Source organism: Streptomyces diversicolor, from assembly GCF_057537855.1.
Window position 1 is genome coordinate 32,924 of record NZ_BAAJXA010000011.1, and the last position, 21,226, is coordinate 54,149.

At 70.9% G+C, this 21,226-nt stretch carries 18 protein-coding genes; 16 read left to right on the plus strand and 2 right to left on the minus strand.

All coding sequences use genetic code 11. The annotated features are described in order from the left end of the window. Nucleotides 1–171 precede the first annotated feature (171 nt). The 5 genes from AC27LF_RS14990 (at nt 172) to AC27LF_RS15010 (ending at nt 8,581) form a co-directional block, all read left to right on the plus strand. The gene (locus AC27LF_RS14990) at nt 172–1,722 is read left to right on the plus strand and encodes an alkaline phosphatase D family protein (RefSeq protein ID WP_479660169.1); all 1,551 of its coding nucleotides are present in this window, start codon (nt 172–174) and stop codon (nt 1,720–1,722) included. Nucleotides 1,723–1,834: 112 nt separating this feature from the next. Next, nucleotides 1,835–3,058, plus strand: a complete 1,224-nt coding sequence (locus tag AC27LF_RS14995; RefSeq protein ID WP_479660168.1) for a hypothetical protein — start codon at nt 1,835–1,837, stop codon at nt 3,056–3,058. Nucleotides 3,059–3,272: 214 nt separating this feature from the next. Then, a complete protein-coding gene (locus tag AC27LF_RS15000; RefSeq protein WP_479660167.1) occupies nt 3,273–4,772 on the plus strand; it encodes an SDR family NAD(P)-dependent oxidoreductase in 1,500 nt (499 codons plus the stop codon). A gap of 139 nt (nt 4,773–4,911) precedes the next feature. Beyond that, nucleotides 4,912–7,023, plus strand: a complete 2,112-nt coding sequence (locus tag AC27LF_RS15005) for a hypothetical protein (protein WP_479660166.1) — start codon at nt 4,912–4,914, stop codon at nt 7,021–7,023. A gap of 397 nt (nt 7,024–7,420) precedes the next feature. Further along, nucleotides 7,421–8,581: a glycosyltransferase family 2 protein gene (locus AC27LF_RS15010; RefSeq protein ID WP_479660198.1), complete on the plus strand. Its 1,161-nt coding sequence runs from the start codon at nt 7,421–7,423 to the stop codon at nt 8,579–8,581. Between the two features lie 398 nt (nt 8,582–8,979). Here AC27LF_RS15010 and AC27LF_RS15015 read toward each other — a convergent pair whose 3' ends face one another. After that, nucleotides 8,980–10,422: a polysaccharide pyruvyl transferase family protein gene (locus AC27LF_RS15015; protein WP_479660165.1), complete on the minus strand. Its 1,443-nt coding sequence runs from the start codon at nt 10,420–10,422 to the stop codon at nt 8,980–8,982. A gap of 213 nt (nt 10,423–10,635) precedes the next feature. On the opposite strand from AC27LF_RS15015, the gene proB reads away from it, so the two are divergent. From proB to AC27LF_RS15040, 5 genes are all read left to right on the plus strand, one after another. Further along, entirely contained in the window at nt 10,636–11,742 is a 1,107-nt protein-coding gene (gene proB / locus AC27LF_RS15020) for a glutamate 5-kinase (protein WP_479660164.1), read from the plus strand. Between the two features lie 139 nt (nt 11,743–11,881). Next, entirely contained in the window at nt 11,882–12,310 is a 429-nt protein-coding gene (locus AC27LF_RS15025; protein ID WP_479660163.1) for a hypothetical protein, read from the plus strand. 60 nt (nt 12,311–12,370) lie between these two features. Beyond that, entirely contained in the window at nt 12,371–13,654 is a 1,284-nt protein-coding gene (locus AC27LF_RS15030) for a glutamate-5-semialdehyde dehydrogenase (protein ID WP_404033206.1), read from the plus strand. Between the two features lie 120 nt (nt 13,655–13,774). Further along, nucleotides 13,775–14,344: an SCO2584 family spore wall biosynthesis protein gene (locus AC27LF_RS15035; protein ID WP_479660162.1), complete on the plus strand. Its 570-nt coding sequence runs from the start codon at nt 13,775–13,777 to the stop codon at nt 14,342–14,344. 89 nt (nt 14,345–14,433) lie between these two features. Continuing rightward, a complete protein-coding gene (locus tag AC27LF_RS15040; RefSeq protein WP_479660161.1) occupies nt 14,434–15,504 on the plus strand; it encodes an SCO2583 family membrane protein in 1,071 nt (356 codons plus the stop codon). 141 nt (nt 15,505–15,645) lie between these two features. Here the strand turns inward: AC27LF_RS15040 and AC27LF_RS15045 are convergent, their stop codons facing one another. Then, nucleotides 15,646–16,743, minus strand: a complete 1,098-nt coding sequence (locus AC27LF_RS15045) for a M48 family metallopeptidase (RefSeq protein WP_479660197.1) — start codon at nt 16,741–16,743, stop codon at nt 15,646–15,648. A gap of 103 nt (nt 16,744–16,846) precedes the next feature. On the opposite strand from AC27LF_RS15045, the gene AC27LF_RS15050 reads away from it, so the two are divergent. From AC27LF_RS15050 to AC27LF_RS15075, 6 genes are all read left to right on the plus strand, one after another. Beyond that, nucleotides 16,847–17,008 (plus strand): hypothetical protein, encoded by a 162-nt coding sequence (locus tag AC27LF_RS15050; protein ID WP_479660160.1) that lies wholly within the window; start codon nt 16,847–16,849, stop codon nt 17,006–17,008. Nucleotides 17,009–17,176: 168 nt separating this feature from the next. Then, nucleotides 17,177–17,341 (plus strand): hypothetical protein, encoded by a 165-nt coding sequence (locus tag AC27LF_RS15055; protein ID WP_351730430.1) that lies wholly within the window; start codon nt 17,177–17,179, stop codon nt 17,339–17,341. Between the two features lie 80 nt (nt 17,342–17,421). Further along, nucleotides 17,422–18,108, plus strand: a complete 687-nt coding sequence (gene nadD / locus AC27LF_RS15060) for a nicotinate-nucleotide adenylyltransferase (protein ID WP_388712026.1) — start codon at nt 17,422–17,424, stop codon at nt 18,106–18,108. A 16-nt stretch (nt 18,109–18,124) separates the two neighbouring features. Then, nucleotides 18,125–19,798, plus strand: a complete 1,674-nt coding sequence (locus AC27LF_RS15065; protein ID WP_479660159.1) for an LCP family protein — start codon at nt 18,125–18,127, stop codon at nt 19,796–19,798. Nucleotides 19,799–20,011: 213 nt separating this feature from the next. Then, nucleotides 20,012–20,458 carry a ribosome silencing factor gene (rsfS, locus tag AC27LF_RS15070; protein WP_479660158.1) on the plus strand — a complete coding sequence of 149 codons (447 nt, stop codon included), beginning with the start codon at nt 20,012–20,014 and terminating at the stop codon, nt 20,456–20,458. Then, nucleotides 20,455–21,123 carry a histidine phosphatase family protein gene (locus AC27LF_RS15075; RefSeq protein WP_479660157.1) on the plus strand — a complete coding sequence of 223 codons (669 nt, stop codon included), beginning with the start codon at nt 20,455–20,457 and terminating at the stop codon, nt 21,121–21,123. Before rsfS ends, AC27LF_RS15075 begins: the two co-directional genes overlap by 4 nt. Nucleotides 21,124–21,226: the final 103 nt, after the last annotated feature.

The window sequence follows — 21,226 nt, forward strand, 5'->3', positions numbered from 1 at the left end:
ACCCGTTGCGGCAGCGCCACGTTCGCGTGGCCGGATGGCCGCGGCGGGTCTTTCACTGTCTGTCTGTTTGTCATGCGCGCGCATGCCTGTGTTCAGGGCGCGGGTCCTTGGGCCGTGGCAGCTTCCCAGTGGTCCATGCCCAAGAGGTCACTGTGGCAAGGGAGTCCGCGCATGACCGGAGCAGTATCGCCCGACCGCCGCCGTCTGCTGACCGCCGGTGCCGCCGTGCTCGGCGCCGCCGCCTTTGCCCCGCTGTGGCTGCCCACCACGGCCCGTGCGGCCGAGACCGCGCTGCCCGACGGGGTGTTCGGCCTCGGCGTCGCCTCCGGCGACCCCCTGCCCGACGGCATCGTGCTGTGGACCCGGCTCGCCCCCGACCCGCTGAACGGCGGCGGGATGCCCGACGCCGTCGTCCCGGTGCAGTGGGAGATCGCCGAGGACGAGCGGTTCCGGCGGACCGTGCGCCGGGGCGTGGCCCGGGCCCGGCCCGAGTACGGACACAGCGTCCATGTGGACGTGCGGGGGCTGCGCCCCGAGCGCGCCTACTGGTACCGCTTCCGGGCCGGCGGCCGGCTCTCGCCCACCGGCCGCACCCGCACCGCGCCCGCCCCGCACCGCTCCGGCGGCTCGCTGCGCGTGGCGCTCGCCTCCTGCCAGAACTGGCAGCACGGCTACTTCACCCCGTACGCCGACATGCTCGCCCAGGACCCCGACGTGGTGCTCTTCGTCGGCGACTACATCTACGAGTCGGCGCCGTCGGCGACGGCGGTGCGCCGTCACGAGGGCACGGGGGAGCCGTACACGCTGACCGAGTACCGCAACCGCTACGCCCAGTACCGCACCGACCCGGACCTGGCCGCGATGCACGCGCAGGCGCCCTGGGTGGTCACCTTCGACGACCACGAGGTCGACAACGACTTCGCGGGACAGGTTCCGCAGGACCCCGACAAGCAGGCGCACGACGCGTTCGTGGCCCGGCTGACCGCGGCGTACCAGGCGTACTACGAGCACATGCCGGTGCGGGCGAGCGCGATCCCGAACGGCCCGCACATCCGGATGCACCGCCGGCTGGACTTCGGCCGGCTGGTCCGGCTCAACGTCCTGGACACCCGGCAGTTCCGCAGCGACCAGGCCACCACCCAGGCCGGCGCGCAGGACCCGTCGCTGACGATGCTCGGCGCCGGGCAGAAGCGGTGGCTGCTCGACGGACTGCACGGCTCCCCGGCCCGCTGGAACCTGATCGCCTCGCAGATCATGATGGCCGAGACCGATCTGCTCCCCGGCGAGGGCAAGCTCTGGTACTACGACGCCTGGGACGGCTACCAGGCCGAACGCAACGCCCTGCTCCGGGAGTTCGGGTCCGTACGCAATCCGGTGGTGCTCAGCGGCGACCGGCACCTGACGATGATCAGCGATCTGAAGGCGGACTTCGCCGATCCGGACTCGGACGTCGTCGGCGCCGAGTTCGTCGGCACGTCCGTCTCCAGCAACGGCGACCAGGACCAGACGGCCTTCCACGCCCAGTGGGACCCGCTGAAGGCGGACAACCCGCACTGGAAGGTGATCGATGCCCACCGCGGCTACCACCTCTTCGACATCGGCCGCGACGGCATCGACGCGCGGGTGCGGGCCGTGAGCACCGTGGTCGCGCCGCGGGCGAGCGCGAGCACGCGGGCCGCGCTGCGGGTGGAGGCGGACGTGCCGGGCGTGCACCTGAAGTGACGGCGCGTTCGCGGGAGCGCTCCAGGACTCGTCAACGGCTCACCGCTGACTCACGACAGTCCCAGGGCGTTCTCAGGCAGGTCTCAGACACGGCTCTTACCATCCGTTGACCATGGAGACGGACTGTACGAGAGACGGCATCCCGGTGAACGGGGCCTCCGCGCGGGGCGGGACTTCCGCGCGGGGCGGGGGCGCCGCCGCGCCCGCCCCGCTGCCCGCCGGCACCCGCCTGCTGCACATAGGCCCGCACAAGACCGGGACCACCGCCGTCCAGGGGGCGCTGTTCGCCGCGAGGGACGCGCTGCCGGAGCACGGCGTCGTGTTCCCGGCGCACAGCCGGCACCCCATGGAGGCCGCACTCGCCGCCTGCGCCAGGCCCGGGATGATGGGCGACACCGTGCCCACCGAAGCGCACTGGACCCGGCTGGTGGACCGGGTGAAGGCCGGCGGCGCGCGCACCTCGGTGGTGAGCAGCGAGTTCTTCGCCGACGCCGCGGACGAGACGGCCGTCGGGCGGATCGTCGCGCAGTTGGGCGGCGAGCGGGTGCATGTGCTGGTCACGCTGCGCCCGCTGGCCAAGATCATGCCCTCGCAGTGGCAGCAGTACGTGCAGAACGGGCTGCGCATGGGCTACGAGGACTGGTTGGAGCACATGCTCCGCAAGCCGCCCTTCGAGAAGCCCAACCCGAGCTTCTGGCATCGCCACCGGCACGACCGGCTGGTCGAGCGCTGGGCCCGGGTGGTGGGTCCGGACCGGGTCACCGTCGTGGTGGTCGACGACCGGGACCGGGACGGGCTGATGCGCACCTTCGAGGCGCTGCTCGGACTGCCCGGAAATCTCCTCCAGCCGGTCCCGGACACGGCGAATCGTTCACTCACCCGTGCCGAGACCGAAATGCTGCGGAATCTTAATGTGGAATTCCGGGGCAATGATCTGCCGGATGAGCTGTATTCCCGGCTGGTTCGTAACGGCGCGGTCATGCATATGAAGAACACGTGCAGTCCGACGCCGCGGGACGTGAAGATCGTCACGCCCCGGTGGGCGGTCGAGGCCGTCGCCCAGATAGCCGCCGGGATGGTGGAGCGGATCGGGGCCTCGGGCGTGCGCGTCCTCGGTGATCCGGCGCTGCTGTCGGCCGTGCCGGAGCCGTCCTGCGAGGCTTCGGACCGGGTCCTGATCGCCCCCGAGGTCGCAGCTCGGGCGCTGTACGGGGCGCTGGCCGCGGCCGCCGCGGCGCCCGTGCGGGCCACGGCGCGCACCGTGCACCAGACGTCGTCGAAGGAGCTGGTGCGGGTGCTCGGCCACCGCTGTCTCAAGCGGCTGCGACGGCGCTGAGCCGACGAGGCGTCACGTTCCGCGAGACGAAAGCCCTGTGGAGTTACTCACAGCAATTCCCGGGAACCCTTCCGCAGTGCCTCGCCTGTCCCCAGGCCCGGAAGGTGAATGACAGGTTGCGCGCACATATGCAACGAAGGACGCTCACCTTGCACTGCGGTTACTCGAAGTGGGACCATTTCCCAGTTCCCTGACGCGCCAAGGTAGGTCACCTGTGTTCGAGCACATAGCCAAGCCCCGTACCACCGCAGTGATCCTGGCCGGTGGCACCGGCCAGCGGGTGGGTCTGTCGATCCCCAAGCAGCTGCTGAAGATCGCCGGCAAGGCAGTCATCGAGCACACCCTGACCACCTTCGAGAACGCCGACTCGATCGACGACGTCATCGTGCTGATGGCGCCGGGCTATGTGCCGGACGTGGAGAAGATCGTCGCCAGGGCCGGGTTCACCAAGGTCAAGGAGATCATCGAGGGCGGCTCCACCCGCAACGAGACCACCGAGCGGGCCATCGCCGCCCTCGGCGCGGACCTGGCCCCCGGCGAAGACCTCAACGTCCTCTTCCACGACGCCGTACGCCCCCTGCTGTCGCGGCGCGTCATCGACGACTGCGTCACCGCACTGGAGCGCTACCAGGCCGTCGACGTCGCCATCCCGTCCGCGGACACCATCATCGTCACCCGCACCCACGGCCAGGACGGCGAGTTCATCACCGAGATCCCGGACCGCTCCCGGCTGCGCCGCGGCCAGACCCCGCAGGCGTTCAAGCTGTCCACGATCCGCCGCGCCTACGAGGTCGCCGCCGGCGACCCCAACTTCCAGGCCACCGACGACTGCTCGGTCGTGCTCAAGTACCTGCCCGACGTGCCGATCCATGTCGTGGCGGGTGACGAGTACAACATGAAGGTGACCCAGCCGGTCGACGTGTTCATCGCCGACAAGCTCTTCCAGCTCGGCTCCACCGCCGCGCCCGAGCAGAAGGGCGAGGAGACCTACCGGGAACTGCTCGCCGGCCGGACCGTGGTGATCTTCGGCGGTTCGTACGGCATCGGCAAGGACATCGCCGAACTCGCCGGGTCCTACGGCGCTCAGGTCTACGCCCTCGGCCGCTCCACCACCGGCACCCACGTGGAGAACCCCGAGGAGGTCGACGACGCGCTGTCCAGGGCGTACGCGGAGACCGGCCGAATCGACTACGTCGTCAACACCGCGGGAGTGCTGCGCATCGGCAAGCTCGCCGAGACCGACAACGCCACCATCGAGGAGGCGCTGAAGGTCAACTACCTGGCGCCGGTGCAGATCGCGCGCTCCGCGTACAAGTACCTGGCCGAGACCAAGGGGCAGTTGCTGCTGTACACCTCCAGCAGCTACACCCGCGGCCGGGCCGAGTACAGCCTGTACTCCTCCACCAAGGCCGCCATGGTGAACCTCACCCAGGCGCTGTCCGACGAGTGGGCCGGCGACGGCATCCGCGTCAACTGCGTCAACCCCGAGCGCACCGCCACCCCGATGCGCACCAGGGCCTTCGGGCAGGAGCCCGCCGGCTCCCTGCTCTCCTCCGAGGCCGTGGCCCGCACCTCACTCGATGTGCTGCTGTCCGAGCTGACCGGGCATGTCATCGACGTCCGCCAGCAGGATCCGACGGCCGGCGCCAGCAGGGCGTCCGGCTTCGAGCAGGCACTGGCCGGCGTCCTCGACCGTCAGGACGGCGTGGCATAATCGGCAGCAAATAAGCAACTGTCATTCAGGCCCCTGTGGCTGCGCGTTAGCGGAGCATTCACAGGGGCCTGAATCCTTAAGACCCCCAGACCGTCCGTAAGGTCTCATTCCGGCCGTTTTGTCAGCAAAAAGGTTCTCCGTGATATCCACCGCCATTCGCGTCGCCCGGGTGGGCAGCGCGGCCGAGCTGGCCGCGGCGGCCCTCATGATGCTGGGCTTCCCCTGCCTCATGGTGGCCGCACTCGTCCCGAGTGTGTACGCCTTCGCGGCCGCGGCCGCAGTGACCTACCTCGCGGACCACTATCTGCACCACAAGGGCAGCTACCTGATCAACCGCCTCGGCAAGGTACGCGCCGGGCTGTCGATCCGCTTCCTGATCCGGCAGCTGCTCCTGGTCCTGCTGCTGGCCCGGATGTCCCTCGCGGACAACCTGATCTACTACGGCGCGATCGCCTGCTTCATCGCCCTGTTCGCCCTGCAGGCCCCGCACGGCGCGCTGGTCACCCTGATCCGCAACCGCCGCCGCATGCCGGTCGCCACCCGCAACGTCGACCTGACGTCCCGCCTCCGCATCCCGGACGCCCCGCCGCAGCGCCTGCTGCACCGCTCCGCCGAGAAGATGCTCCACCTCGACCTGTTCGCGGTCGCGGGCATCCTGGTCGGCGCCGCGCTGGACAGGTCCGCGTACGGCTACGCGGGCATCGGTCTGACGGTGCTGCTCGCCCTGCTGTACGTCGTCGTGCTCATGCCCTACGTACGCGGCCGCAAGATCCCGCCGAACGCCGAGCAGGTGCTGGCGGCCGTCGACGACTGGCTGACCGCCTACCGGCCGGAGACGGTGCTCTACTTCTCCGGCTCCAAGGACTCCGCGTACCAGGTCAACATGTGGCTGGAGACCATGGAGCAGCTGGACACCCGGCCGCTGGTCATCCTGCGCGAGCGGGTCATCCTGCAAAACCTCGCCCCGACCACGGTGCCCGTCGTCTGCGTGCCCGGCGGTGTGCATCTGATGAACATGGACCTGTCCACCGTGCGGGTCGCGCTGTACGCGGCGAACGTCGGCAAGAACATCCACCTGCTGCGCGTACCGACCATGAAGCACGTCTTCATCGGCCACGGCGACAGCGACAAGCTGGCCAGCGTCAACCCGTTCAGCAAGGTCTACGACGAGGTGTGGACCGCGGGCCGCGCGGGCCGCGACCGGTACGCCATCGCCGACGTGGGCGTACGCGACGAGGACATCGTCGAGGTCGGACGCCCGCAGCTGGCGCCCATCCGGACCTGGCAGGGCGTGCCCGAGGACCGGATGCCGACCGTGCTGTACGCGCCCACCTGGGAGGGCTGGGACGACAACCCGGGCAACACCTCGATCCTGCTGGCCGGCGAGAACATCGTGCGCCGGCTGGTGCGGGCCGACCCGCCCGTCCGCGTCCTGTACAAGCCGCACCCCTTCACCGGCACCCGCAGCGCCCGCGCCAAGGCCGCCCACGAGCGGATCACCGCCCTGGTCGAGAAGGCCGCCGCACAGCGCGCCACCGACACCCGGTTCCCCGCAGAACCGGCCGCACAGGCCCAGGCCAGGGCCGAGCTGGCCCGCATCGAGGCCCGGCTCGCCGAACTGTCCGGCGCCGGCGGCGAGAAGGGCGACGAGGCCGAGGCGTCCCGGGACGGCGTCGTCGACGTCACCCGGCACGAGGAGATCGCCCGGCTGCGCGCCGAGTGGAACGCCGCCTACTGGCGCTCCTTCCCGGCGCATGAGCACCGGGTCATCGCGGGCGCCGAGCCGCGCCTGTACGACTGCTTCAACGTCTCCGACGCGATGGTCTCCGACATCTCCAGCGTGGTCTCCGACTTCATCGCGAGCGGCAAGCCCTACGCGGTCACGGACTCCGCCGAGCTGGGCGTGGAGGAGTTCAAACGGCAGAACACGGCGGTGCGCGCCGCGGTGATCCTGTCCAACGGCGCCCAGGAGCTGGACGCCCTGCTGGCCGCCGTACGCGACCCTGCGGCCGACCCGCTGGCCGACGACCGCACGGAGCTGAAGCGGTATCTGCTCGGCCCCGACGAGCCCACGTCCATCGACCAGTTCAACGCCGCCGTGGCCGGCCTCGCCCGCAAGGCCGAGACCCGCAACCTCGGCCAGACGAACCGGGCCGCGGCCGGCACGGCGGAGGCGGGCGCGCTGGCGGAGCTGCTGCCCGGGCAGCGGCTGTCGTCCGCGGGCGAGACGGACGGGGTGACGGCGGGCTGACGTCCCGCCGAAGCCGCGGCCCGGTCTTCCGGAGAGCACTCTCCGGAAGACCGGGCCCTTTTGTCTTCGGATGTGTCTTCGGATTCGTCTTCGGATTCGTCCTCTGCGCGCCTCGGGATGTCCGACCGCGTCTTCTTACCGTCGGTTCTCGTCGCTCCTGAGCAATTCTTACCGGCCGTGCGTACTGTCCGGTGTCACCCATTACCGCCCCCTGCCCGTCCGTTCGCTGTGTGACGTGCGCCACTGATCGTGTACGGCAAGGCAACCGGCACGCCCCGCTTCCCGTCTAACAGGTTGCGATTGAGGCGATACGGGGGAAATGTTCCATTGACTAGGGGGAAACGTGACCGTCGTGACGCAGCCTGATGTGAGCGTGATCATCGGGGCGTACGAAGCGATGCCGTACCTGGTCGAGTGCCTGAAGTCCGTCGAGGCACAGACCATCGAACCGGGGCGCATCGAGGTCATCGCGGTCGACGACGGCTCCACCGACGGGACGGGGGAGTACCTGGAGGAGTTCGCGGCCCGCGCGCCCATGCCGGTCACCGTGATCCGGCAGGAGAACTCCGGCGGCCCCAGCGGCCCGCGCAACGTCGGCCTCGGCAAGGCGGGCGGACGCTATGTGTTCTTCCTGGACGCCGACGACCGGCTCGGGCCCGAGGCCCTGGAACGCATGGTCGCCATGGCCGACGAGCACGGCACCGATGTGGTCCTCGGCCGGGTCGAGGGCATCAACCGCACCCCGCCCAAGTCGATGTGGGGCAAGACGCTCGGCCGTACCGACGTCTTCTCCTCCAACATCAAGTTCACGCTGAGCGCGCAGAAGCTGTTCCGCCGGGCGCTGCTGGACCGGCACGGGATGCGCTTCGACGAGTCCCTGTGGACCGGCGAGGACGCGCTGTTCACCATGGAGGCGTATCTGCGGGCCGACGGGGTCTCCGTGCTCGCCGACTACACCTGCTACTACCTGGTGGGCCGCGAGGACGGCAAGCACGTCACGAAGACCGGCGGCTACGCGCTCCGCTTCGACTCCGCCCGCGCCCTGATGAACCTGATCGCCGAGATGGTCCCGGCCGGCAGCCGGCGCGACGCCTTGATGGTCCGGCCCTTCCTGGTGACGCTCCTGCCGCAGTTCGGCCCCCGGTACCTGAAGGACAGCGAGGAGGTCAGGCGGGACAAGTTCGCGTTGGCCAAGCCGCTGATGGACGCCTACTGGACGCCCGGGGTCGCCCGGCGGCTCAAGGTGCACGAGCGCCTGCGGCTGCATCTGGTGGCGACCGGCCGCCCGGACCTCCTCGTGGACGTCGTGGAGTTCGTCCGGGCCAAGCGGCAGGCCGCCGCCGTGCTGGAGCGGCGGCGTACCCGCGTCTACCTCGTCTACCCGCACTTCCGCTCGCGCGCGGCCGGCATCCCCGACAGTCTCTACCGCGCCGAGGACCGCGAGGCCCGCGCCTTCGAGGGCTACCGTGAGGCGAGCGCCAACTCCTTCTTCCGCCGAGCCCTCCGCAAAATCCGCCGCACCCTCCCCCCGGGCGGCTTCGGCACGGCGGCGGCCTGACGGGGCCGTCCCGGCAAGCCTGGAGGACCGACACGGGGTCGCACCCGAGCCCTCCGGGCCCCATAAGCAGCCCCCTGAGGCCAACAGACGCTCTCCCGGACGCGAGTTGGCCCCGGGGTCGGCGCACCGCCGCCCCCAGCCCCACCGAACCCCGTCACACACAGCCCTCCGGGCCCGGGGGCCAACTCCCGTCCGCTGTGGGACTGGAGGGCCGGTGTGGGGCCGTACGGCGGTCCTCCGGGGGCCGCCGCGTGGGGCTTTGGTGCGGCGGCGGTCCGGGGCCGGCGGGGCTCATGCGGTCGGAACCGGGGTGTGGGCAGGGGGCGTGTGCCGGTTCCGAGCGGGTGGGCCGCCGAGGGCGACCGGTGGGGTGCCCTTGGATAGACGGGTGTGTCCGGTCAGGTCGGCTGCTGGCGGCCCGGCTGGAGGGCGCGGCGCAGCGGGCGGCCCACCGCGCGGCGGGCCCGGCGGTAGACCGACGCCGTCGACGGGGCCGCGGCGGCCACCTTGGCCGTGGTCTTGGCGCCGGCCTTGACCCGCGCCAGCTCGCGCTTCAACTGGGCGTTGTCCACCGTCAGTTCGCCCACCCGGCGGTGCAGCCAGCTCATCCGGGACAGCAGCGAAGCGGCGTCCGTGTCGAGCCAGGGACGCACCCCCGGAGGGAACGTCAGCGCCCGTATCCGCTCCTCGAACGCCGCCCCGCCGTCGCCGTGCGTGAACGTGTTCTCAAGACCGTTCTTGTCCAGGAACGCCGTGAACCGCTCGAACCGCTCCCGATGGCCCCCGACCAGCCCCGTGAAGTCGGCCTGCTCGTACAGCCGCGCCGGGTCCGCGGACCCGGGGTCCTTGATCACCTGGTCGAGCTGCCGGTGCGGGATGTCGAAGTAGCGGCACAGCTCCAGCGTCCGCGAGTCCCCGCACAGCACCGTCGCGGGCGTCCCGGCCAGCAGTGCCGCGATGTTGCCGTGGATCCGGGAGCCGAAGGAGAAGTCGAACCCGCGCAGGTCGTCGATCCAGGTGACGGGGTCGATGTAGACCCGTACCTTGTCCTCCCCGTACATCGGGTGGTCCGGATGCGTCGGCATCCCGGTCACCTTGCCGTTCGGGTCCGACAGGTCCCGCCAGTGCAACTGCCGTGCGTCGCTGAGGTTCTGGCCGACGAAACGCAGGTCCGGGTAGCGCCGGTGGGTGCGCATGATGATCTCGTCGAGGCCGGCCTTCACCGCGCTGTGCGAACCGTTGACCGCGATCCGGGAGTCCGGCGTCAGCTCCGGCGCCCGCTTGTGCACGTCGAGTCGACGGCCGTTCATGAACAGCGAGGGGCAGCCGATGACCTCGACGTCCCGGAAACCCATGTCCCTGAGGTACTGCTCGGTGAACTCGCCGCGCACACCGATCGACGCGCTGCGGTCCAGCACCGCGGCACAGAAGTCCCGCACAGCGGGCTCGATCCGCTTCAGCCGTGCCGGGTTGTAGCTCACCCCGGTCTGCGCGCCGACCCCGAGCACCACCACGGGGATCTTCAGCCGGGAGATGAGCCGCGTCAGCCGGTTGAGGCCGCCCTCGAACGACGGCCGGAAGGCGTTGGCCAACGGCACCACGAAGGCGTCGTACTCCTCGTTGATCCTGGCCGCCGCGGACGCGTCCGCCCCGATGCCGTTGGAGACGACCTCGGTGTCCGGTGTCTGAAGGATCTTGTGCGCGGCATCGCTGAAGATCAGGTTGCCGGAGTTGGTGGCGATGACGTCCCGGTGGAGGGCCTCCTCAAGCGAGACGACGTCGTAGGGGCTCTTCCCCGATCTGAGGAGTATGCGCTTGGCGCGACGAACTGTTTGTGGCACAAGGTTCAAGTTAAGTTTGCGTCAGCTTTAATTTCTATACGCAATCGGTGCAACCTTTTGGCTCTGTGCGCAACGTGTTCACCTCGTCACGCACCGTCTGTCCGGGGAGTGAAACGCCGCGCGGCCCGGTATCCCGTTCGCGTAGATTGCCGCACAGGGCAGCCGGACGCGGACGAGGGGACAGAGCGCAAGGTGGCAAGGGCAAGGCAGGCCGTGAGCGAGGCCCGCAGGATCGTCGTCAAGGTGGGCTCCTCCTCGCTGACCACCGCCTCCGGCGGCCTGGACGCCGACCGTGTCGACGCGCTCGTCGACGTCCTCGCCCGCAGCCGCAGCGGCGGGGAACGCGAGATCGTCCTGGTCTCCTCCGGCGCCATCGCCGCCGGCCTCGCACCGCTGGGCCTGCGCCGCCGCCCCAAGGACCTCGCCCGCCAGCAGGCGGCGGCCAGCGTCGGTCAGGGCCTGCTCGTCGCCCGCTACACCGCCTCCTTCGCCCGCTACGGCGTGCGGGTCGGCCAGGTCCTGCTCACCTCGGACGACATGAGCCGCCGCGCCCACCACCGCAACGCCTCCCGCACCCTCGACAAGCTCCTCGCCATGGGCGCCCTGCCCGTCGTGAACGAGAACGACACCGTCGCCACCGCCGAGATCCGCTTCGGCGACAACGACCGCCTCGCCGCCCTCGTCGCCCACCTTGTCCACGCCGACCTCCTGGTGCTGCTGTCCGACGTGGACGGCGTCTACGACGGCGATCCCGCGAGGCCCGGTACCTCGCGGATAGCGGAGGTGCGCGGCCCCGCCGACCTCCAAGGCGTCGAGATCGGCAGCGCCGGCCGGGCCGGGGTCGGCACCGGCGGCATGGCCACCAAGGTCGAGGCCGCCCGGATCGCGGCCGCCGCCGGCATCCCCGTGGTGCTCACCAGCGCCGTGCACGCCGCCGTCGCACTGGCCGGCGGCGACACCGGCACCTACTTCCACCCCACCGGCAAACGCTCCGCCGACCGGCTGCTGTGGCTGCAGCACGCCTCCACCCCGCAGGGCTCGCTGACCCTGGACGACGGCGCGGTGCAGGCGGTCGTGCACCGCCGCACCTCGCTGCTGCCCGCCGGGATCGCCGCCGTCGAGGGCGAGTTCAGCGCCGGCGACCCGGTGGAACTGCGCGACACCCGGGGGCACGCGGTGGCCCGCGGCCTCGTCAACTTCGACGCCAAGGAGATCCCCCAGCTGCTCGGACGTTCGACCCGGGAACTGGCGCGCGAGCTGGGCCGGGCGTACGAACGCGAGGTCGTACACAGGGACGATCTGGTGATCCTGCACCCGTAAAACAGGGCGTAACGACGCCCCCGGTGGGGGACGTTCCGTAAAAGCGCCACACGGAGCCGCGCGGCCTGCTCAACTTTGTTCCGGAAGCGTGCCTCAGCGGCACGATCATCAGTCCGACGCTGGGTTGAAGGAGGCCGTCGTGAGGCGAGTGCGCCCTGGGACTGCGGCGTCCCGTGGTGCTCTGACGAGTGTCGCGGCCGGGGAGTCCTACGAGGAGCCGAAGGACCTGCCCCGCCTGTGGCACGTCACCCTCAGCGTCTCCGGCGAGGCGGTACCCCTGAAGGAGCTGCGCCGCGGTCTTGAACAGCTCGCCCATGACCACCCCTTCCTGCTGACCAGCAGATACGCCAACGATCACGCCGAGATCCGCTACTGGGAAGAGGCCCGCGACCTGCACGACGCGGCGGCCGTCGCGCTGCGCCTGTGGGGCGAGCACCGGCAGACCGCGGGACTGCCCCCGTGGGAGATCGTCGGCCTGGAGGTCATCGACCGCGAGACCTACCACCAGCGCATCGCCGACGGCTACGGCCCGGCACCCGCGACCCCGGTCGGGGTTCACCCCTTTTGACCTGTCTCGCGGTGTGGAACGACCGCCGTCCGGCCCCGCACCGCGCACTACCCTTCCCCCATGACCACGCTCTCGCCGTACGACGCCATGTCCCCGGTCACCCAGGCCGCCTACCGCGCCCAGGCCGCGGCCGCCGACCTCGCGCCGCTGCCGCGCGCCGTGAAGGACGACGCGCTGCTCGCCGTAGCGGACGCCCTGGAGGTCAGGACCGGCGAGATCGTCGAGGCCAACGCCAAGGACGTCGCCAAGGCCCGCGAGGCCGGCACCAGCGAGGCGATCGTCGACCGGCTGACCCTCACCCCGGAGCGGGTGCGGGCCATCGCCGCCGACGTCCGGCACGTCGCCGCGCTGCCCGACCCGGTCGGCGAGGTCGTCCGCGGCTCCACCCTGCCCAACGGCATCGACCTGCGCCAGGTCCGCGTGCCGCTCGGCGTGGTCGGCATCATCTACGAGGCCCGCCCGAACGTCACAGCGGACGCCGCCGCGCTGTGCCTGAAGTCCGGCAACGCGGTCCTGCTGCGCGGCTCGGCATCCGCCTACGAGTCGAACACCGCGCTGGTCCGGGTGATCCGGGACGCCGTCGGCGGGGCCGGGCTGCCCGCCGACGCCGTGCAGCTCGTGCCCGGCGAGAGCCGTGAGAGCGTCCGCGAGCTGATGCGCGCCCGCGGTCTGGTCGACGTCCTCATCCCGCGCGGCGGCGCCTCCCTCATCCGCACGGTCGTCTCCGAGTCCACGGTGCCCGTCATCGAGACCGGCACCGGAAACTGCCACGTCTACGTCGACGCCCAGGCCGACCTCGACATGGCCGTCGAGATCCTGATCAACTCCAAGGCCCAGCGGGTCAGCGTCTGCAACGCCGCCGAGACCCTGCTGGTCCACCAGGACATCGCCGCCGCCTTCCTGCCCCGCGCCCTGGACGCCCTCGCCGAGGCCGGGGTCACCGTCCACGCCGACGAGCGTGTCCTCGCCTACGCCGAGGGCTCCAAGGCCACCGTGGTCGAGGCGACCCCGGAGGACTGGGAGACCGAGTACCTCTCCTACGACATCGCCGCCGCGGTCGTGGACTCGCTGGACAAGGCCGTCGAACACATCCGGCTGTGGACGTCGGGCCACACCGAGGCGATCGTCACCACCTCGCAGCAGGCGGCCCGCCGCTTCACCCAGCTGGTCGACTCCACCACCGTCGCCGTGAACGCCTCGACCCGCTTCACCGACGGCGGCCAGTTCGGCTTCGGCGCGGAGATCGGCATCTCCACGCAGAAGCTGCACGCCCGCGGGCCGATGGGCCTGCCGGAGCTGACCAGCACCAAGTACATCGTGACCGGCGACGGACACGTGCGCTGAACCGGGACGCCCGGCAGCGCGCCGAAGGCGTCTCAGTAGTCGTCTCAGCGGTCGTCTCAGCAGGCGGATGAATTTCCATACCGTCTGCCCAAATTGACCCCCCAGGTCTACTCTGGAGTGGTGCCGGAGGACGTGGGGGGCACGCCGTTCCCTGACGGCTGGGAGCCCGACGACGACCACGACCACGGGGTGTCGGACGAAGAGTTCGCCTCCGTGGTGTTCGACGAGTCCTTCGTACGGGCGGCCGTGGTGCACGAGCCGACCGCCGTCGAACGCCTCCTGGCCGCCGCACAGGCGAGAGCCGACGCCTCCGAGGCGGAGGCCCGCCGCGCCCACGCCCGAGGCGAGCGGTACGACGAGGGGTACGGCCCCGAAGGACACGGTTTCGGCCATGACCACGACCTCGACGACTGGGACGACTCCGACGATCCGGACGGTCACCACGGCGCCGCGGGCTACGGCAGGCACGTCCGCTGGCACCGGCCCGTCGCCTGGGTGCTCGCCGTCGTGATGGGCGTCGGCATGGTCGCGCTGGCCTTCGCCGCGGTCTACCGCGGCGCCTCCTCGGGCAGCCGGGACCAGGTCCCGCCGCCCGCCTCCACCGGGCTTGAGCAGGGCACGGCCGCGGCGCCCTCCGGCCCCGCCGAGCAGCCCCAGTCGGCCGTCTCCGCGGTGCCCCGGACACCCTGAACACCCGCGCACGCCTGTGATGAGAACCTGTCAGAACTTGTCGTGTACCAGGGCGTTTACCTGAGCCTCCAGGGACCTACTCTGAAAGTATGGGCGGGCCTGGAGACCCACCTGAGGGGACACCCGAGGGCGCTCCCGGTGGTGGGGAGGACGAGTACCGATCCGTCGTCTTCGACGAGTCGTTCGTCCGCGCTGCCCGCCTTCAGGAGTACTCCGCGCAGGAGCGCATGGCCGACCACGCGCCCGCCGTGCGGCGCCGTCCGCACCTGTACCGCGGGCTGTCCCGGCAGGCGCTGATCCTCGTCGTGCTGATCGCCGTCGCCTTCGGCACCGCGATCTACATGGGCGTACGGCACCCCTATGGCGCACCCCGGGTCCGGGAAGCCGTCGCCCCCCTGCGCATGACCGTCATCCCGCTCGCCCCGCAGGGCAAGGTGCCCGGGGCGAGCGACGCCGAATACCTGTACGAGCACAGCCCCGCGGCGCAGTTCAGCGTCGGCGCCGAGGGCATTCCGCTGCCCGCCTCCCGGCGCACCGAGCACTTCTCCGAAAGCCAGGTCCTGACCGCCCTGACCACGGCGAAGGACTACCTCGTCAGCTCCTCGCTCGACCCCGAGGTGCTGGACGGCAGCCAGATACGGCCCGCGCGCATGCTGCTCAACCCGGACCAACTCGACCAGTTCGACCAGAGCTTCCAGCATCCCGCCGCGGACGGGCGGCACGCGGCCACCGGATGGCTGGTCCGCTTCGACCCCACCCGGGCCCAGCTGGCCGACCAGAAGATCCGGGTGCAGGGCTCGCTTCAGGCCGTCGAGACAGACTCGGCGACCCTGGAGGTCACCGCGGACCACACCTTCGTCTACGCGCTCAAGCCCACCGGCTCCGGCGACAAGGCACGGGTCTCCCTGTTCACCGTGCGCCGCGAGCTGACCTTCCGCTTCGGCCAGGACGACCTGCGGCTGCACCAGGTGCAGCTGGCCGTCTCCTCCGTGCAGGCGGGACCCCTGTCCTGCGCGGAGGACTCCGCCAGCCATCTGCGCCCGCTGCTGGCCGGTCAGACCGCCAAGGCGGGCGGCCCGGCAGGCACGGACCCCTACGCGACGGGCACGGTAACGGCCCTATGCGGCACCCTGGCCACTACAGCCCAACCAACCCCATAACAGGCCCAGGCCCTGGCTCACAAGGTTCGGGGCCCGTGCTGTGACGCCCCTCCCATCCCATCCTGTGGTCCGGGCCGGGTCGGGCCCCCGGGGCGTAACCGTCGGTTACTCCCGCCGTGGGTTCTGGAGCGTGCCGGGCGGTCAGTTGTCGGGGGCCGTGTCGCCGGGAGGCGTGTTCTTCGGTGGGGGTGGGCTGGTGAAGCCGTCGAAGCCTCGGCGCACCCGGCCGCCCAGATTCCCCGCGCCGCCCGCGAGGTCCGAGACCAGCTTCATCAGCGGGTCCTTGGAACTCTTCACATCGCTGGCGTAACTGGCCGCGGACTCCTTGAACGAGTCACCGACCGAGGTGTCCTTGTCCTCGTCGCGCCGCGGGTAGTGACCGTCCATGATCCGCTGATAGTCCCGCGTCTCGGCCCACCGCTTCAGCTCGGCCGCACGGACCGTGGTGAAGGGATGCGAACGGGGCAGCACGTTCAGGATCTTCAGCACCGAGTCGCGCAGGTCACCCCCCGCCTCGTACTCCTCGGCCTGCTTCAGGAACGCGTCCACGTTCATCTCGTGCAGATGGTTGCCGCCGGCTATCTTCATCAGGCCGCGCATCGAGGCCCGCAGGTCCTGCCCCACCAGCAGGCCCGCCCGGTCCGCCGACAGCTCCGACTTGCGGAACCACTCCCGCAGCGCGGTCACGATCGCCATGATCGCGAGATTGCCCAGCGGGATCCAGGCGACCTTCAGCGCGAGAGTGGTCAGGAACAGCAGGATCGTGCGGTACACCGCGTGCCCGGACAGGGCGTGCCCCACCTCGTGGCCGACGACCGCCCGCATCTCCTCCTCGTCGAGCAGTTCGACCAGCCCGGTGGTGACGACGATGATCGGCTCGTCCAGGCCGATGCACATCGCGTTCGGCTGCGGGTCCTGGGTGACGTACATCGGCGGGACCTTCTTAAGGTCCAGGATGTGGCAGGCGTCCCGCAGCATGTCGTTGAGGTGCGCGAACTGCTGTTCCGAGACGCGCACCGAGTCGGACAGGAACAGCAGGCGCAGGCTCCGCTCCGGAAGCAGCCCGCTGAGCGCCTTGAAGACCGTGTCGAAGCCGCTCAGCCGGCGCAACGCCACCAGGGCGGAACGGTCGGCGGGGTGCTCGTACGCACGCGAGGAGATTCCGGGGAAGCGCCTGCGCTGTCTGCTCGGCACGTGCTCGTGCCCGTGCCCCTTGTGCTCATGGCCGTCGTCGGTCATGTCGTCCCCCATGTGCGTTGGTGTGCCCGATGTGCCCCCGAGGCGGGGCCCAGCCTAGGCGGAGATACCGTGGACGGGCAGTACAGCCGAAGGAGTCCACATCATGGAGCACACCCCCGCGTCCGCCTGGCTGGTCGAGGCCGCCGACGCCGCACCGCAGCACGGGGCGGGGAATCTGCTCCGGATCGTCCTGGTCGTGATGGTCCTGGGTTGTGCGGTGACCGCTTGGTTCGTGCTACGCGGGTACAAGCAGAAGGACGACTGAGCCCCCGGGAAGGTTCCCCGCCCTCCCGGAAGGCCCCCCGCCTCGGGGAACGATCCCGCCGTGCCCCGTGCGTCCGCGACGGCGGAGTCGGCGTGATCGCCGCCGCGGCGCCCGCTTACCATGGGCCGACGTCTTTATCCCGCCCACACCGGATAGGTTCTGCCGAAGATGAGCTTCCACAGCACCGCTGCCCAGCTGGCCACCCTCGCCGCCGAGGGCGAGGAGCGCGGCGGCAACCACGAAAGCCTCAGCCCGCTCGTGACGGGTGGCAGCGCGCTGCTCATCCTGTTGCTCCTGCTGTGGATCACCACCCGCTTCAACCGCGACCGCTGAACCCGGCGGCCCGTCCCGGGAGCCGTACCCGGGGGTCTGACGGGCGGACCCCGTGGACCGGGCCGGTAGGGTCTGCACGCATGGGAGAGCAGGACATGCCTACCGGTCCGGCGGTCGACGCGACGAGCGGCACGGTGCGGACCCCGCAGGACCGTCCGGGCGGCGGCCCCGCGCACTCGGGCAAGCGCCGTCTCGGCGTCATGGGCGGAACGTTCGACCCGATCCACCACGGGCACCTGGTGGCGGCCAGCGAGGTCGCCGCGCAGTTCCACCTCGACGAGGTGGTGTTCGTGCCCACCGGCCAGCCCTGGCAGAAGTCCCACCGCAAGGTCTCGCCGGCGGAGGACCGCTATCTGATGACGGTCATCGCGACCGCCGAGAACCCCCAGTTCTCGGTCAGCCGCATCGACATCGACCGCGGCGGCCCCACATACACCGTGGACACCCTGCGTGACCTGCGCGCGCTCAACCCGGACACGGATCTTTTCTTCATCACCGGTGCCGACGCCCTCGCCCAGCTGCTGACCTGGCGGGACACCGAGGAACTGTTCTCCCTCGCGCACTTCATCGGGGTCACCCGCCCCGGCCACCACCTGACCGACGCCGGACTTCCGGAGGGCGGCGTCTCGCTCGTCGAGGTTCCCGCGCTGGCCATCTCCTCCACAGACTGCCGTGCGAGAGTCGCCAAGGGCGATCCCATCTGGTACATGGTGCCGGACGGAGTCGTGCGCTACATCGACAAGCGCGAGCTGTACCGCGGCGAGTGAGCCGAGAGGGGCACCGGTGAACGACCGATACGACCCGGGGTACGGGGGCGACCAGTACGAGCTCGTCGGCTACGACGAGTACGGGCGGCCCGTGTACCGCCAGATCCCGGCACAGCAGGCCCCCCAGCAGGCGTACGACCCGTACGCGCAGCAGCAGGGCTACGGCTACGACCCGTACGCGACCGGGCAGCAGCAGCCCGTGCCGCCGCCGTACGACTCCTACGACTCCGTCTACGACCCGTACGGCACCGGCGGGACGCCCACCGCGGGCGGCACCGCCGCCTACGACGCCTACGGGCAGCCGGCGGCGGGCGCCCAGCAGCAGCCCCGGGTCGCCGAGCAGACCGCCCACATCCCGCAGCAGCCCGGCCCGTCCGAGGTGCCGGACGAATCCCCGGCGGGCCGCGAACGGGACTACCGCACCGAGCAGTTCGCCTTCGTGGAGGAGCCGGACGGTGACTCCGAGGACGTCATCGACTGGCTGAAGTTCACCGAGAACCGCACCGAACGCCGCGAGGAGGCCCGCCGCCGCGCCCGCAGCCGCGTCATCGCCCTGGTCGTCGTCCTCGCCCTGGTCGCGGCCGGCGGCGTCGGCTACCTCTGGTACGCCGGAAAGCTGCCCGGCCTGTCCTCGTCGGACGCCGACTCCGGCACCGCGACGGCGACCGGCGCCCAGAAGCGCGATGTGATCGTCGTCCATCTGCACAACACCGCGAAGGGCGGCACCTCCACGGCGCTGCTCGTCGACAACACCACCACCAAGCAGGCCACCACCGTCCTGCTGCCGAACTCCCTCAGCCTGTCCGACGACTCCGGCGCGGTGACCACCCTCGCCAAGTCGGTCGACGACGACGGTTCCGGAGGCACCCGCGACCAGCTCGACACCGTCCTCGGCACGAACATCGAGGGCACCTGGCGGCTGGACACCCCCTACCTGCAGAACCTCGTCGAACTCGTCGGCAACATCGACATCGACACCAACACCGACGTCCCCGACCCGGACGGCAAGAAGAAGGGCAGCGCCCCGCTCGTCCACAAGGGCAAGAGCCAGACCCTCGGCGGCAAGGCGGCCGTCGCCTACGCCACCTACCGCGGCTCCGGCGAGGCCGAGAACGCCCAGCTGGAGCGGTTCGGCCAGGTCCTGCAGGGCGTGCTGCGCAAGATGTCCTCCGACGCCGAGGCCGCGACCGTCACCGTGCAGACGCTGGGGCAGATCATCGAGCCGCCGCTGTCCGACAAGAACCTCGGCGCCTTCCTCGCGAGGCTCGCCGATCTCGCCAAGGGCGGCGACTACCAGACGGCCCTGCTGCCCGTGCAGTCCGACGGCACGCTCAGCGCCCAGACCAGCGCCGGCGTCGTCAAGGACATCCTCGGCGGCACCGCGAAGAGCCCCGAACAGGGCTCGGCCGTCCGGGTCTCCGTGCAGAACGCCACCGGCGTCAAGGACAACACCGGCAAGGCCCGCGTGGTCCTCCTCAACGGCGGCTTCACCTTCCTGGAGGGCGGCACCGCGGACGCCGCAGAGGCCGCTTCGAAGGTGCTCTACTCCGACGCCGCCCACAAGGACGACGCCACGGAGGTCGCCAAGACCCTGGGCCTGCCCGACGGCGCCGTGACGAAGGGCACGGTCGCCTCGAACGCCGACGTCTCGGTGGTCCTGGGCCAGGACTACAAGCCGTCGTCCTCCTGACGGACGGCACTGGAAGGCCGCGCGGGGGACCCCAGGCGTGGCGCGGGCACTTCGGTGCGGGGCATGCACCCCAGGTGATCCGATAATCACGTGGGGTGCCCCGGGCGGTCCGTGAGACCCTTGATGGCGAGTGACCGCCGACGGGCCGTGCCGAGTCGGGGTCGCCGCCACACCGCAGCCGACCTGTGCCCCCGACCGAAAGCCAGCCTTGTAGTGACCGCCACCGATCGTTCCCTCGCACTCGTCAACACCGCCGCCCAGGCGGCCGCCGACAAGCTCGCCCACGACGTCATCGCCTACGACGTGAGCGATGTGCTGTCGATCACGGACGCCTTCCTGCTGGCCTCCGCGCCCAACGACCGCCAGGTCAAGTCCATCGTCGACGAGATCGAGGAGCGGCTCCAGAAGGAACTCGGCGCCAAACCGGTGCGCCGCGAGGGCGATCGCGAGGCCCGCTGGGTGCTGCTCGACTACGTCGACATCGTCGTCCACGTCCAGCACAGCGAGGAGCGCGTCTTCTACGCCCTGGAGCGGCTGTGGAAGGACTGCCCCGAGATCGAGCTGCCGGCCGACGCCAAGGCCACCCGCGGCAAGGCGGAGGAGCACGCACGGCTGCAGGCCGCCGAGGAGGCGGCCGAGGCGGGCGGGGAGTGGCGATGAGCGCCACCGGCGAGGTGACCGGCCGCACCGGCCGGGGACGGCGCATCATCCTGTGGCGGCACGGCCAGACCGCGTGGAACGTGGAGCGCCGCTTCCAGGGCACCACGGACGTCGAGCTGACCGAGACCGGCGTCGGCCAGGCCCGCCGCGCCGCCCGGCTGCTCGCCTCCCTGCGGCCCGACGCGATCGTCGCCTCGGACCTGCGGCGGGCCGCGCACACGGCCGCCGAGCTGTCCGCGCTCACCGGCCTCGACGTCACCCCGGACGAGGCGCTGCGCGAGACCTACGCGGGCGTCTGGCAGGGGCTGACGCACGAGGAGATCATCGACCGGTACGGCGCGGAGTACGCCGCGTGGAAGCGCGGCGAGCCGGTCCGGCGCGGCGGCGGCGAACTGGAGACCGAGGTCGCCGACCGGGCGGCCCCCGTCGTGCTGCGGCACGCCGAGAAGCTGCCCGAGGACGGCACGCTCGTGGTGGTCAGCCACGGCGGCACCATCCGCACCACCATCGGGCGACTCCTCGGCCTGGAGGCCCGGCACTGGGAGAGCTTCGGCGGTCTGTCCAACTGCTGCTGGTCGGTCCTCGGCGAAGGCGCCCGCGGCTGGCGCCTCCTGGAGCACAACGCGGGCACCCTCCCGGAGCCCGTCCTCGGCGACGACGACTGAGCCCGGCCCGGGCCCGGACCTGGATTTCACTTTCCGGCAGGTCGCAGGCTAAAGTTCTTCTTGTTCGCCCCGCCGAGCGGGGCGGGACACCATGCGGCTCCGC

What these genes read in the sequence shown, in the direction of transcription:
- AC27LF_RS15075 (WP_479660157.1), top strand. Translation starts at nt 20,455, where the DNA reads ATGAGCGCCACCGGCGAGGTGACCGGCCGCACCGGCCGGGGACGGCGC.
- AC27LF_RS14995 (WP_479660168.1), top strand. Translation starts at nt 1,835, where the DNA reads ATGGAGACGGACTGTACGAGAGACGGCATCCCGGTGAACGGGGCCTCC.
- AC27LF_RS15030 (WP_404033206.1), top strand. Translation starts at nt 12,371, where the DNA reads ATGACCACGCTCTCGCCGTACGACGCCATGTCCCCGGTCACCCAGGCC.
- AC27LF_RS15050 (WP_479660160.1), top strand. Translation starts at nt 16,847, where the DNA reads ATGGAGCACACCCCCGCGTCCGCCTGGCTGGTCGAGGCCGCCGACGCC.
- AC27LF_RS15010 (WP_479660198.1), top strand. Translation starts at nt 7,421, where the DNA reads ATGCCGTACCTGGTCGAGTGCCTGAAGTCCGTCGAGGCACAGACCATC.
- AC27LF_RS15045 (WP_479660197.1), bottom strand. Translation starts at nt 16,743, where the DNA reads ATGACCGACGACGGCCATGAGCACAAGGGGCACGGGCACGAGCACGTG.
- nadD (WP_388712026.1), top strand. Translation starts at nt 17,422, where the DNA reads ATGGGAGAGCAGGACATGCCTACCGGTCCGGCGGTCGACGCGACGAGC.
- AC27LF_RS14990 (WP_479660169.1), top strand. Translation starts at nt 172, where the DNA reads ATGACCGGAGCAGTATCGCCCGACCGCCGCCGTCTGCTGACCGCCGGT.
- AC27LF_RS15055 (WP_351730430.1), top strand. Translation starts at nt 17,177, where the DNA reads ATGAGCTTCCACAGCACCGCTGCCCAGCTGGCCACCCTCGCCGCCGAG.
- AC27LF_RS15040 (WP_479660161.1), top strand. Translation starts at nt 14,434, where the DNA reads ATGGGCGGGCCTGGAGACCCACCTGAGGGGACACCCGAGGGCGCTCCC.